Origin of the sequence: Thiococcus pfennigii, assembly GCF_016583835.1 — a bacterium.
Lineage (GTDB): Bacteria > Pseudomonadota > Gammaproteobacteria > Chromatiales > Chromatiaceae > Thiococcus > Thiococcus pfennigii.
Map to the genome: position 1 here is coordinate 1 of NZ_NRRW01000013.1, position 13,313 is coordinate 13,313.

Annotated in this window: 11 protein-coding genes; 5 read left to right on the plus strand and 6 right to left on the minus strand. The window is 70.4% G+C overall.

Translation table 11 applies throughout. The annotated features are described in order from the left end of the window. The first annotated feature begins 222 nt into the window (after positions 1 to 222). Together guaB and guaA are read left to right on the plus strand one after the other, a co-directional pair. A complete protein-coding gene (gene guaB, locus CKO41_RS06310) occupies positions 223 to 1,689 on the plus strand; it encodes an IMP dehydrogenase (protein WP_200381587.1) in 1,467 nt (488 codons plus the stop codon). Positions 1,690 to 1,699: 10 nt separating this feature from the next. Continuing rightward, positions 1,700 to 3,280 carry a glutamine-hydrolyzing GMP synthase gene (guaA, locus tag CKO41_RS06315; protein WP_200381588.1) on the plus strand — a complete coding sequence of 527 codons (1,581 nt, stop codon included), beginning with the start codon at positions 1,700 to 1,702 and terminating at the stop codon, positions 3,278 to 3,280. A gap of 236 nt (positions 3,281 to 3,516) precedes the next feature. On the opposite strand, the gene CKO41_RS06320 is transcribed toward guaA, so the two are convergent. The 6 genes from CKO41_RS06320 to zapD all read right to left on the minus strand — a co-directional run bounded on the left by CKO41_RS06320 (position 3,517) and on the right by zapD (position 9,696). Next, the gene (locus CKO41_RS06320) at positions 3,517 to 4,740 is read right to left on the minus strand and encodes an LbtU family siderophore porin (protein ID WP_200381589.1); all 1,224 of its coding nucleotides are present in this window, start codon (positions 4,738 to 4,740) and stop codon (positions 3,517 to 3,519) included. A gap of 729 nt (positions 4,741 to 5,469) precedes the next feature. Then, positions 5,470 to 6,477: an NAD-dependent epimerase gene (locus CKO41_RS06325; protein ID WP_200254483.1), complete on the minus strand. Its 1,008-nt coding sequence runs from the start codon at positions 6,475 to 6,477 to the stop codon at positions 5,470 to 5,472. 262 nt (positions 6,478 to 6,739) lie between these two features. Continuing rightward, positions 6,740 to 8,074: an FGGY-family carbohydrate kinase gene (locus tag CKO41_RS06330; RefSeq protein ID WP_200381590.1), complete on the minus strand. Its 1,335-nt coding sequence runs from the start codon at positions 8,072 to 8,074 to the stop codon at positions 6,740 to 6,742. Beyond that, positions 8,074 to 8,463, minus strand: a complete 390-nt coding sequence (queF, locus tag CKO41_RS06335; protein ID WP_200381591.1) for a preQ(1) synthase — start codon at positions 8,461 to 8,463, stop codon at positions 8,074 to 8,076. Before queF ends, CKO41_RS06330 begins: the two co-directional genes overlap by 1 nt. A 236-nt stretch (positions 8,464 to 8,699) precedes the next feature. Then, positions 8,700 to 8,891: a DNA gyrase inhibitor YacG gene (locus tag CKO41_RS06340; RefSeq protein ID WP_420826463.1), complete on the minus strand. Its 192-nt coding sequence runs from the start codon at positions 8,889 to 8,891 to the stop codon at positions 8,700 to 8,702. Positions 8,892 to 8,928: 37 nt separating this feature from the next. After that, positions 8,929 to 9,696 carry a cell division protein ZapD gene (gene zapD / locus CKO41_RS06345; RefSeq protein ID WP_200254348.1) on the minus strand — a complete coding sequence of 256 codons (768 nt, stop codon included), beginning with the start codon at positions 9,694 to 9,696 and terminating at the stop codon, positions 8,929 to 8,931. A 328-nt stretch (positions 9,697 to 10,024) separates the two neighbouring features. On the opposite strand from zapD, the gene CKO41_RS06350 reads away from it, so the two are divergent. Genes CKO41_RS06350 through CKO41_RS06360 form a run of 3 tightly spaced genes read left to right on the plus strand, consistent with a single transcriptional unit; the run spans position 10,025 to position 13,304 of the window. Continuing rightward, a complete protein-coding gene (locus tag CKO41_RS06350; protein ID WP_200381593.1) occupies positions 10,025 to 11,563 on the plus strand; it encodes a thymidine phosphorylase family protein in 1,539 nt (512 codons plus the stop codon). Then, entirely contained in the window at positions 11,560 to 12,501 is a 942-nt protein-coding gene (locus CKO41_RS06355; protein WP_200381594.1) for a ribose-phosphate diphosphokinase, read from the plus strand. Before CKO41_RS06350 ends, CKO41_RS06355 begins: the two co-directional genes overlap by 4 nt. A gap of 53 nt (positions 12,502 to 12,554) precedes the next feature. Beyond that, a complete protein-coding gene (locus tag CKO41_RS06360; RefSeq protein ID WP_200254351.1) occupies positions 12,555 to 13,304 on the plus strand; it encodes a YebC/PmpR family DNA-binding transcriptional regulator in 750 nt (249 codons plus the stop codon). Positions 13,305 to 13,313 lie beyond the last annotated feature (9 nt).

Here is a 13,313-nt window from a genome sequence, read left to right on the forward strand (position 1 = left end):
ATGGGCCTCCGCGGCCGCCGTCTCGACCGCTGCGAGAGGCGAGCATTCGCCTGCGCACCACCCAGTCGAGGATCGACCGCCAACCCTTCACCCTCAGCGAAAAAGGCCGCAGAACGGATCAGCCCTGCTGGCAGGCGAGATCAAGATTTACCTTTGCGCAGCAGTCGGCTATTATTCCCGGTTATCTTTTCGATTTCGCCACCTCCGATCGGAGGCCCGCCCATGCGTTTGATTCAGGAAGCCCTCACCTTCGATGATGTCCTGCTGATCCCGGCCCACTCGCAGGTGGTGCCGAAGGACACGGACCTCACCACCCGCCTGACCCGCGGCATCGAGCTCAAGATCCCGGTGGTCTCGGCCGCGATGGATACCGTCACCGAGGCCCGCCTGGCGATCGCGCTGGCGCTGGAGGGCGGCATCGGCATCGTCCACAAGAACATGAGCATCGAGCGCCAGGCGCGCGAGGTCCTCACCGTCAAGAAGTACGAGAGCGGCATCATCCGCGACCCCGTCACCGTCTCCCCTGGCATCAGCGTCGGGGAGGTCATGCAGATCACCCGCGCCAACAACATCTCGGGCGTCCCCGTGACCGAGGGCGGCCAGCTCGTCGGCATCGTCACCAGCCGCGACCTGCGCTTCGAGACGCGACTCGACGAGCCGGTCGCCAGCATCATGACCCCGCGCGAGCGCCTGGTGACGGTGCGCGAGGGGGCGAGCCGCGACGAGGTGATCGCGCTGCTGCACAAGCACCGCATCGAGAAGGTGCTGGTCGTCAATGACCGCTTCGAGCTGCGCGGGCTGATCACGGTCAAGGACATCCAGAAGGCGAAGGACTTCCCGAAGGCCTCGCGCGATCCCCAGGAGCGGCTGCGCGTCGGCGCCGCCGTCAGCGTCGGGCCCGGCAACGACGAGCGCATCGCGGCCCTCGTCGAGGCCGGCGTCGACGTCATCGTCGTCGACACCGCCCACGGCCACTCCCAGGGCGTCCTCGATCGCGTCGCCTGGGCCAAGCGCCACTATCCGGACGTCCAGGTCATCGGCGGCAACATCGCCACCGCCGCGGCCGCGCAGGCCCTGGCCGAGGCCGGCGCCGACGCGGTCAAGGTCGGCATCGGCCCGGGCTCGATCTGCACGACGCGGGTCGTCGCCGGGGTCGGGGTGCCGCAGATCACGGCGGTCGCCAACGTCAGCGAGGCCCTCCGCGGCACCGGCATCCCGCTGATCGCCGACGGCGGGCTGCGCTACTCGGGCGACATCGCCAAGGTCATCGCCGCCGGCGCCCACAGCGTGATGATCGGCGGTCTGTTCGCCGGCACCGACGAGGCCCCCGGCGAGGTCGAGATCTACCAGGGACGCTCCTACAAGTCCTACCGCGGCATGGGCTCGCTCGGCGCGATGGGCGGGCAGGACGGGTCGAGCGACCGCTACTTCCAGCACGACACCGATAAGGAGAAGCTGGTGCCCGAGGGCATCGAAGGGCGCGTGCCCTACAAGGGCAGCGTCATCAACGTGATCCACCAACTGGTCGGCGGCCTGCGCTCGAGCATGGGCTACACGGGCTGCGCCACGATCGAAGAGATGCGCACCAAGCCGCAGTTCGTGCGCATCAGCGCGGCCGGGGTTCGCGAGTCGCACGTCCACGACGTGCAGATCACGAAGGAAGCGCCCAACTACCGCATCGACAACTGACGCACCGCCGATGAGCCCAGTCAACATCCACGCCGACCGCATCCTGATCCTGGACTTCGGCTCCCAGTACACGCAGCTCATCGCCCGCCGGGTGCGCGAGGCCGGCGTCTACTGCGAACTGCACCCGCACGACCTCGACCCGCAGGCGATCCGCGACTTCGGCGCCAAGGGCGTGATCCTCTCCGGTAGCCCGCAGTCGGTGCATGCCGCGGACAGCCCGCGTGCCGCGCCCGAGGTCTTCGAGCTCGGCGTGCCGGTGCTCGGGATCTGCTACGGGATGCAGACGATGGCCGCCCAGCTCGGCGGCCAGGTGGCGGCGGCCAGCCACAAGGAGTACGGCTACGCGCAGGTGCGCGTGCGCGGCCACTCGGCGCTGCTGCGCGACATCGAGGACCACGCGAGCGCCGAGGGCTTCGGCCTGCTCGATGTCTGGATGAGCCACGGCGACCGCGTCGAGACGCTGCCGGAGGGCTTCCGGGCCATCTGCGAGACCGACAACGCACCGCTCGCCGGCATCGCCGACGAGGCGCGCCGCTTCTACGGCCTCCAGTTCCACCCGGAGGTCACCCACACCCGCCAGGGCCAGCGCATCCTCGGGCGCTTCGTCCACGCGATCTGCGGCTGCGGCGCGGCCTGGACGCCGAGCAACATCATCGCCGAGAGCATCGCGCGGATCCGCGCCCAGGTCGGCGACGACCAGGTCCTCCTCGGCCTCTCCGGCGGCGTCGACTCCTCGGTCGTCGCGGCCCTGCTGCACAAGGCGATCGGCGAGCAGCTGACCTGCGTCTTCGTCGACAACGGCCTATTGCGTCTGGACGAAGGCGACCAGGTGATGCGCACCTTCGCCCGCCACATGGGGGTGCGGGTGATCCGCGTCGATGCCGAACGGCGCTTCCTCGACCGCCTGCGCGGCGTCCAAGACCCCGAGCAGAAGCGCAAGGTCATCGGCAACACCTTCATCGACGTCTTCGACGAGGAGGCCAGCCGCCTGACCAACATCCAGTGGCTGGCCCAGGGCACCATCTACCCGGACGTCATCGAATCGGCCGGGGCCAAGACCGGCAAGGCCAAGGTCATCAAGTCCCACCACAATGTCGGTGGGCTGCCCGATGAGATGAACCTGAAGCTCCTCGAACCGCTGCGCGAGCTCTTCAAGGACGAGGTCCGGCGGATCGGCATCGAACTCGGCCTGCCCTCGGAGATGGTCCAGCGCCACCCATTTCCCGGTCCCGGGCTCGGCGTGCGGATCCTCGGCGAGGTCGACAAGACCTCGGCCGACACCCTGCGGCTCGCCGACCACATCTTCATCGAGGAGCTGCGCCGCGCTGGCCTCTACGACCAGGTCTCGCAGGCCTTCGCCGTGTACCTACCGGTGCGCTCGGTCGGCGTCGTCGGCGATGCCCGCCAGTACGAGCCCGTCGTTGCGCTGCGCGCCGTCGAGACCGTCGACTTCATGACCGCCCGCTGGGCCCACCTGCCCTACGACTTCCTCGACACCGTCTGCCGACGCATCGTCAACGAGGTCAAGGGCATCTCCCGCGTCGTCTACGACATCACGGGCAAGCCGCCTGGGACGATCGAGTGGGAATGATCCGCATCGCCTGAAGAAGCCGGCGCGGCACCGGCCGAGCGGCCCGTTGCGACCGCTCGGCAGACGCGCGCCGCGGTTAGGCGATTTCTGTCAACAAACCTACCGTCTGGCTTGTCTTCTCGCCCGCCTTCTGTGTCGCGAGCGCACTCACATCGCTGGGCTAGGCTCCTGCGCTCGCTCCTTGAAGACAAACGAACGTCCGGCGTCATCCGGTAGGTTTGTTTCCGGCAATCGCCTTAGAACTCGACCGCCAACTGGGCGACGAAGCTGTCGGCGGACTTGCCGGTGCCGCCGTCCGATTGGCCGTAGTCGCTGTCGTGCGCCCACTCGAAGGACAGGGCCGTGTTGTCGAAGATCTCGACCGACCAGCCGACGAGCCAGCGCTCCTTCGGCAGCTCGATCCCGAGGGCCTCGCGCGTCCCCTGGTAGGCGACCGCGGCGACCGATTCGCGCCCCATGACCTCGAAGCCATAGCCCGCCTCGATATTCCAGGCCGATGGCTTGGCCCCTTTCCCATTGAAGCTCAACGCATCGGCATCGAACTCCTCGGTGGCCGACAGGTATTCGCCGATCAGCGAGACGGGGCCGAGGGCGCCCATGGCATGGATCGTCCAGCCCCCGGTGCGCTCGGATGGATCATCGATGCCGACGGCGGCGAGGTTGTCGTAGATCAGGTCGTGCAGGCTGTCGGAGTCGCCGAGGTCGCTGATGTAGCCCGCCCCGAAGGCCCAGGCACGGTCCTCTTCCTCGTGGGCGAGGCCGAGGTTCGCGCCCCAACTGCCGATCTCGTTCTCGCCGTCGATCTTGTTGTCGCCGTTGAAGACGTAGACGCTGCCGAAGAACTCTTCGTGGACGAAGCCCAGCTGGGCCGCGGTCTCGCGGGTCTCGCCGATCTCCAGCGTCAGCGGATCGGAGACCAGGTTGGTCTCGTAGGCGCCGAAGGGGACATAGATCTGACCGGCCGTCAGGAAGACCGGCGAGACATCGGGGTTGGCCAGCGTGATGTAGGCCACGTCGACCTCGAGGTCGGTTTCGTCCTCCTCGTAGAGGAAGGCGACGCCGACCTCGACCCAATCGTTGACCTGGGAGCTGATGGCCAACTCGACGGTCGCGAGGATGATGTCGCTCTCGCTGTCGCCCTCGTAGGGCGAGACATAGCCGACCTCGACCTCGACCAGGCCAGCGATCTCGATGTTGCGGAACCAGTCACCGGCGGACGACGCCCCGGCCGCACCCTGGTCCTCCAGATTCTCTTCGAGCGCCTGGAGGCGCTCGGGCGCGCCCGTCATCGCCGCCTGCTGCTCGGCGATCGTCGCCTCGTGGCGGCGCACCGTCGCCTCCAATGCCCGATTCTGCGCCTCGAGCCGCTCCAGACGCGCCTCGACGGTCTCGCCAAAGGCCGCCGGGGCCTGGGCCGCCAAGGCCAGCGCGACCGAGGCCGCCAATACAGATGCCTTCATGTTGTCAATTCTCCCGCGTCAAGCAATGCCGTCTTTGTGTGTTGCACATAAAAAACATGTTGCCTAGAGGCGCCATCACCCCGTCTTCGATCGCCACCCCCGAAGGCGGGGCGCCCACCTGCGCCGACCGCGCAGGGAAACGCCGTCGAAGGCGTCAGCGCAGGACACCCTAAAAATCAGATGGGCGTTCCTCGGGCAATGAAGGGGGCGATTATTGCTAATAGCGATTTTTTATCGCTATTAGTTATTATTCTCATGTGCGCAACTGTTGTAAAGCGGCGCCTTCGTCTCTGTTTACGCACAACCGCACTAATAACACAATTATAATTTTTTTGTGCAGATCGATGCGCGGTGGCGCGGACAGGTGCCGCAGGGATGGGCGGGGAGCGCTGGGTGCTGAGGATCAATGGGCATCGTCGATGCAATGGCCGTCCGCGGCCCGGCGGCCGAGATCGCCGAAGCCCCATGGGAACGACCTAGGTCGACCCGAAGCGCCTGTAGGAGCCCTCTTTGGGGGCGACAGGGCCCCAGAGGAGGCATTGGCAGTCAAGTGCCTCTTGGCGGTGCGGCCAGAGAGCGTCTCGTCCCTGGCGAAAGGGCGAAGTCGCCCCCAAGGGGGGCTCCTAACACACCCAGCCCAGCCGGGAGGGCGGATTGAGCAACGCGATGCCCGTGCGCCCTGGTTGCAGTGCGGATCCAGGCATGCGTCGCGGTCGGCGCGAGCGCCGCTCAGACTTGGTAGTAGTCCCGATACCAGTCGACGAAGCGCGCCACGCCGACGGCGACCGGCGTCGTGGGACGATAGCCGGTATCGCTCACCAGGTCCTCGACGTCGGCGTAGGTGTCGGGCACGTCGCCGGGTTGCAGCGGCAGCAGGTCCTTCTGCGCCTCGCGCCCGAGGCAACGCTCCAGCGTCTCGATGTACTCCATCAGCTCGACCGGGCGGTTGTTGCCGATGTTGTAGAGACGATAGGGCGCCAGGCTGGTCGCCGCGTCCGGGGCCTCGCCGGACCAGTGCGGGTTGGGCTCGGCCGGCCGGTCGAGGGTCCGGATCACCCCCTCGACGATGTCGTCGATGTAGGTGAAGTCGCGCCGGTGGCGGCCGTAGTTGAAGACCTCGATCGGCTTGCCCGCGAGGATCGCGCGGGTGAACTTAAAGAGCGCCATGTCCGGCCGGCCCCAGGGGCCGTAGACGGTGAAGAAGCGTAGCCCGGTCACCGGGAGCCGATAGAGGTGGCTGTAGGTGTGGGCCATCAGCTCGTTGGCCTTCTTGCTCGCGGCGTAGAGGCTCAGCGGATGGTCGACGTTGTCGTGGACCGAGAACGGCATCCGGGTGTTGGCGCCGTAGACCGAGCTGCTGGAGGCGTAGACCAGGTGTTCGACGCCGGTCTGGCGACAACCCTCCAAGATGTGGGCGAAGCCGACCAGGTTGGTGCCGACATAGGCCATCGGGTTCTCGATCGAGTAACGCACGCCGGCCTGGGCGGCCAGGTTGACGACCCGCTGCGGGCGGTGCGCGGCAAAGGCGGCGGCGACCCCGGCGCGATCCTCGATGTCGAGGTGCAGGTGGCTGTAGCCGGGCCGCGCCAAGAGGCGCCGCAAGCGCGCCTCCTTCAGCGCCACCTCGTAGTAATCGTTGAGATTGTCGACGCCGATGACCTCGTCGCCGCGCTCGATCAACCGCAAGGCCAGCGCCGCGCCGATGAAGCCGGCGCTGCCGGTGACCATGACCTTCATGGATACCCTCCTCAATCTGTAAGCGAATGGTTCGAGCGGAGGCGCGGATCGCCGCCACCAGCAGACGCAGCCCCGCCCCTCGTCGTCGTCGCCGTGACGATGAGAAGGCGGACCGGGCAACGCGGCCGCAAGGATAGCAGACCGTATCCGGGCCCGGCCTGCGGCGTGTCGGGTCGTGCGGGGGCTGAGGCCAGGGGGCTGGCGGCTGGCGGCTGAAGGCTGGAAGCTGCCGGCTGCCAGCTGCCCGCCCTACGCACGCCCTTCACCGTCGCCGGCGCGCGAGCAGCGCGGCGCCGTAGGCGGCCTCCTGGTGGTCGGCCGGATACACAGGGATGCCGAGCGCGCGCACCCGGATCCGGATCCAGGCGGCGTTGCCGGCGCCGCCGCCGATCGTCGCCACGGCCCTCGGCGCCGGCGCCCCGAGGGCCTGCAGGCGCCGGTAGCCGGCCCCCTCGATCGCCGCGATCCCCTCGAGCAGCCCCTGGAGGAACCGGGCGTCGTCGCTCGGACGTGGCGTCAGCCGCGGCGGCAGGTCCGGATCGGCGACGGGGAAGCGCTCGCCGGGATTCGCCAGCGGGTAGTAGTCGAGCCCGGTGGCCTGCTCCGGCACGAGCCGCGCCGATAGGCGCGCGAGGGCGTCGTCGTCGAAGAACCGGCGCAGCACGGCCCCACCGCTGTTCGAGGCCCCGCCGGCCAGCCAGAGGTCGCCGAGGCGGTGGCTGTAGACGCCGTGGGCCGGGTCGTCGATCCGCGTCTCGGTCAGGACCTTGACGACCAACGTGCTGCCGAGGCAGGTCACCGCCTCGCCGGGACGGGCGATGCCGGTCGCGAGCACGGCCGCGGTGCTGTCGGTCGTGCCGGCGACGACGCGGGTACCGACGGCGAGGCCGGTGGCCGCGGCCGTCGCGGCATCGACCCACCCGAGCGGCGTGCCCGGGGCGACGACCTCGGGCAGCCGCAGCGGCCCCAGCCCGAGCGCCGCGAGCCAGTCCGGCCAGCGCTCGGCCGCCGGATCGAAGCCGAGCTTCAGGGCGTTGTTCCAGTCGCTGCGCCCGAGCGCGCCGCCGAGGCGCGCAGCGAGCCAATCGGCCTGGTGCAGGACCCAGGCCTCGGCGCCGGGCGGCAAGGTGGCCTTCAGGTGCAGGGCCTTCGCCAGGCCCGAGGTCGCGCCGCGCGCGGGGCTCGTCGGCGGGGCGACGGCGGCGATCCGCGCGGCCGCGGCCCGGGCGCGCCGGTCGTTGTAGAGGAGCGCCGGCCCGAGCGGGGTACCGTCCCGATCGGCGAGCAGCAGGGTCGCCGACGTGGCCGCGACGCAGACGGCGACGCTGCGCCGCGCGGCGAGCGCCCCCGCGAGTCGCGTCAGGGCGGCGCGGGCCGCCTCCCACCAGAGGTCGGGTGCCTGCTCGACGCCGCCGTCCGGGCGCGCCCGAGGCGCCGGCAGCGGGACGCTGGCACGGGCCAGTTCGCGGCCGTCGGCATCGATGGCAACGGCCCGGCAGGCGGAGGTACCGACATCGAGCCCGATCCAGCAGGGCGGCGCCGGTCGCACCGACCCACCGGCCCCGGGGGTCGGCGCCGCGCCCAGCCGCCCGCCCATCAGGGCAGATCGATGCGCGGCGGGATCGCCCAGGCGGGGTCGCGGTGCTCGGCGACGACGGTCGTGTAGATGCCGCCGCGGACATTGAAGTCGGCGGTCAGGCGCATGAAGCGCGGCGCAAGGGCGGCGACCAGATCGGCGAGGATCCGGTTCGTGACGGACTCGTGAAAGGCGCCCTCGTCGCGGAACGACCAGATGTAGAGCTTCAGGGACTTGAGCTCGACGCACAGGGCGTTCGGCACGTACTCCAACGTCAGCTCGGCGAAATCGGGCTGACCGGTCTTCGGGCACAGGCAGGTGAACTCGGGGACGCGGATGCGCACCGTGTAGTCGCGGCTCGGCTCCGGGTTCGGAAAGGTCTCGATGTCTTTGGTCGGTCGGGTCGACATGGGCAGCTCGGCTAGGTGGTCTAATTTTTGCTCTGGGTAGTGACCCGAGAGCACTCTGACCCTGCGACGCATGGTTCCGGCACTCTCGCCTCGCCGCACTAGGGTACGGCGATCGGGCTTCCGGTGTCAGGGGGTTGCTCTCCACAAGCGATTGGCGTGTGTGAATGCCGGCCCTGGAAAAACCGACCAGCGCCGTGCACACCGCGCCGGACTGACCGGCACCTCGGCGGGCAGCGTCAGCTGGGGGACCTCGGGGCGGGATCCTCGTTCGCATCCAGGTCGGACCAGGGCGCGTCCTCGGCCGGCAGGCGGCGCTCCTCGCTCAGCCACTCGCCCAGGTCGATCAGCCGGCAGCGCTCGCCGCAGAACGGCCGCCAACGGGCCTGGCCATCCCAGACGACGGCCTTGCCGCAGGTCGGACAGGACACGATGGGCGGGGTCGGTGGCATCGCGGTCGCGAGGCGCTCAGAAGGCGCAGCAGGTCAGGCCGAAGGCGACGTCCTCGCGGCTCTGCACCGGCCGGCCACCGTCGACGACCTCCATGAACCGGATGCTGAAGCGGTTCTTGTGGCCGCTGATCTCTGGATACAACCGGCCCTCGGCGTCGAGGGCAACCCGGATCATCTGCGCCGGCGCCTGGGCGTCGAGCGCCTCCTGGAAGAAGCCCAGCGGGGCCATGGCGGGACGCGGCGAGGCACTGGTGCGCGTGAGCGACAGGATCAGACCGATCGCCTCGACGGCCGGGCGCATATCCGCCATCCAGGCATCGAGCCGCGCGCGGCGCGCGGCGACCGGCTGGGCCAACCAGCGGTGATAGAGCGGCAGGTCGAAACTGCACTGGCCGCCGGGGATGGCGGTGCGCTGCGCGACGGCCTTGAGCAGATCGTCGTCGCGGGCGCATTGGCCGATCTGCCCGGGCAGGCCGTGCAGGGCGCCGACGGCCTCGCCGAGCTCGGCGAGGATCCGATCGAGGGTCGGCATGTGCACGCCGGCCTGGCTGCGGATGCGGTTGAGCGACGCCCCGTGCCGGTCGAGCTCGCGCAGCAGCTCGGCCTTCACGTCGGCGCGGCCCGTGATCGTGACGATGTCGAGCAGGGCCTCGATCGCGACACGGGTCTCCAAGGGTTCCTCGCCCGCGAGGAAGTGCTCGGTCTTGGCGAACAGGTGCTCGAGCCGCAGGAAGGTGCGGACCCGTTCGTTCAGCGGATGTTCGTAGACGAGCTTCTGGGACACGGAATTTCCTGGATGGCCGGAGAGCGGGAGGCGATCGACGGCGGTGCGCGGTGCGCACTGCGCGCCACGAGCGGTGACGGCGATTGTCCGGAATATCGCGGGCGCGGTAAAGGGCGGCAGGCGCCGTCGGCGCGCGAAAAAGGCGTCGCGCGCCCCGTCTCGGGGCGGTAACGTAGAGATCTGATGCGGAACCTGACGAAGGGGCCGACGGCCCCGCCGCGCGTCCGCCGAACCCCCGTCCAGCCGCGCGTGGCACACGGGGTTCGGCCCTCGGCGCCAGGCACCGAGCCATCCGCGCCGGCCCCGCCGGTGCCGCCGGAGACCAGACATGCCCGAAACCCTGATGCTGCGCCGGGTCGCCATCGACACCTATCACGAGAATGTCGCCTATCTGCACCGCGACTGCCGCGCCTACCGCAGCGAGGGCTTCCAGGCCCTGAACAAGGTCGAGATCCACCCCCCGGGCGGCGGCCCGCTGGTGCTCGCCGTCCTCAACGTCGTCGACGACCCGGCCATCACGGCCCCCGACGAGCTCGGCCTCTCCGAGCAGGCCTTCGCCCAGATCGGGGTACCCGCGGGCACGCCGGTGCAGATCGCCCAGGCGCGCCCACCCAGCTCGCTCGAGGCGGTCCACCGCAAGATCCAGGGCGAGCGACTCGAACGCGCGGAGTACCGGGCCATCGCCGCCGACATCGCCCGCAACCGCTACTCCAAGATCGAGATGTCGGCCTTCATCGTCGCCTGCGCCCAGGCTGGACTGGAGCGCGACGAGGTCCTGTCGCTGACCGAGGCGATGATCGCCAGTGGCGAGCGCCTCGATTGGGGCGAGCCGCTGGTCGTCGACAAGCACTGCATCGGCGGCGTGCCGGGCAACCGCACCTCGCTCATCGTGATGCCGATCGTCGCCGCCCATGGGCTGCTCTTCCCGAAGACCTCGAGCCGCGCGATCACCTCGCCGGCCGGCACTGCCGACACGATGGAGTGCCTGGCCCGCGTCGACCTCGATCCCCGTGAGTTGCGCGAGATCGCCCGGCGCGAGCGCGGCTTCCTCGCCTGGGGCGGCACGGCCCGGCTGGCCCCGGCCGATGACGTCCTGATCGCCGTCGAGCGGCCCCTGTCGCTCGACTCCCCGGGGCAGATGGTCGCCTCGATCCTGGCCAAGAAGGTCGCCGCCGGTTCGACCCACCTGATCGTCGACATCCCGATCGGGCCGAGCGCCAAGATCCGTCAGGGCCGCGACGCCCTGTATCTGCGCAAGCTCTTCGAGTTCGTCGGCGACCGCCTCGGCCTGCACCTGGAGGTCCTGCTCACCGACGGCGCCCAGCCGATCGGACGCGGCGTCGGCCCGGTGCTGGAGGCGCGCGATGCGATGCAGGTCCTGCGCAACGACCCGCAGGCACCCGCCGACCTGCGCGAGAAGGCGCTGCTGCTCGCCGGGCGGTTGCTCGAGCTCGACCCGGCCGTGCGCGGTGGCCAGGGGCGCGCGGTGGCCGAGGAGATCCTGCGCTCCGGGCGCGCGCTGGCCAAGATGGAGGCCGTCATCGAGGCCCAGGGGCGCAATCGCGCGCCGCCGGCCCTCGGCGGCCTGCGCCACGAGGTGCCGGCCGCGAGCGACGGCGTCGTCACCGCGATCGACAACCGCCAGATCGCGCGCATCGCCCGCCTGGCCGGGGCGCCGCTCGACCCGGGCGCCGGCGTCGACCTCTACCGCCGGCTCGGCGACCCGGTGCGCGCCGGCGAGGCCCTCTACGCGATCCACGCCGAGTTCCCGGCGGACTTTCACTTCGCGCGGGCGCTGGCCGGGCGCGACCCCGGCTATCGCATCGGCGAGCCGAACCACGATGGCCAGAATGGAGCCGACCGATGAGCGGCGCCGACGCGGGCCTGATCCTCGCCTTCCCGGAGGGGCTGGACGCGGCGCGCCGCCTGGCCCAAGCCGCCGGCCGCCCGTGGGCGCCGGTCGCGCTGCACCACTTCCCGGATGGCGAGAGCCGCGTGCGGCTGCCGGCCGAACTGCCGCCGGACGTCGTCCTCTACCGCAGCCTCGACGACCCGAACGCCAAGCTCGTCGAGCTGGCCCTGGCGGCGCACACGGCCCGCGCCCTCGGCGCTCGGCGCCTGACCCTGGTCGCCCCCTACCTGTGCTACATGCGCCAGGACAAGGCCTTCGCCCCGGGCGAGGCGGTCAGCCAGCCGATCGTCGGCCGGCTGCTCGCCGACTGGTTCGACGCCCTGATCACGGTCGACCCGCACCTGCATCGCGTCCATGACCTGGCCGAGGCCGTGCCGGTCGAGCGGGCCGTCACCCTCAGTGCCGCCAGCCTGATGGCGGACTTCGTCGCCGCCCGCTTCGCCGGCAGCGGCGCCGCTGGCCCGGTGCTCATCGGACCCGATGCCGAGTCCGAGCAGTGGGTGGCCGCCGTCGCCGCCCACCGCGGGCTCGACTGGCGCGTCGGCGTCAAGGAGCGGCGCGGCGACCGCGACGTCGCGGTCCGCTTCCCGGGCGGCGCGGGGCGCGGGCGCCACCTGGTCCTCGTCGATGACGTCGCGAGCACCGGCCGCACGCTGGCCGTCGCCGCCCGCGCCCTGGCCGCCGAGGCCCCGGCCTCGATCTCGGTGCTGGTCACCCACGCCCTGTTCGTCGGCGACGCCCTCGCCCAGCTCGCGGCGGCCGGCGTCGCCGACGTCTGGAGCAGCGACAGCATCCCGCACCCGACCAACCGCCTGGCCCTCGCCCCGCTGCTCGCGGCGGCCCTCGCGCCACCAGGCCGCGATGATAGAATTTCGCCCAGCATCGCAACATGACGAGCCCGGGCCGCGCCGCCGGCGCAGGCCTTTGCCAAACGACGAGGAACATCATGGCCGGTCACAGCAAATGGGCCAACATCAAGCACCGCAAGGCGGCCCAGGACAAGCAGCGCGGCAAGGTCTGGACCAAGCTGATCCGCGAGGTCACGGTCGCCGCGCGCCAGGGCGGCGGCGACCCGAACGCCAACCCGCGCCTGCGCCTGGCGATGGACAAGGCGTTCGGCGCCAACATGCCGCGTGACACGGTCGAGCGCGCGATCAAGCGCGGCGCCGGCGACACGGACGCGGAGAACTACGAGGAGCTGCGCTACGAGGGCTATGGGCCCGGCGGCACCGCGGTGATGGTCGACTGCATGACCGACAACCGCAACCGCACCGCCGCGGACGTGCGCCACGCCTTCACCAAGTACGGCGGTAACCTGGGCACCGACGGCTCGGTCGCCTACCTCTTCACGAAGCAGGGGATCATCAGCTTCCAGCCCGGCACGGACGAGGACGCGGTCATCGAGGCGGCGCTGGAGGCCGGCGCCGAGGACGTGATCGTCAACGATGACGGCTCCCTCGACGTCATCACGACGCCCGAGGGCTTCGCCGCGGTCAAGGACGCGCTGACCGCGGCCGGTTTCGACACCGAGGCCGCCGAGGTCACCTTCAACGCCGCGACCCAGGCCGAGCTCGACGCCGAGACCGCCGAGCGGCTGCTCAAGCTCGTCGACGCCCTGGAAGACCTCGACGACGTGCAGGCCGTCTACCACAACGCCGACATCGCCGACGAGATCATGGCGGCCCTCGATGCCTGAGTGCCGTAG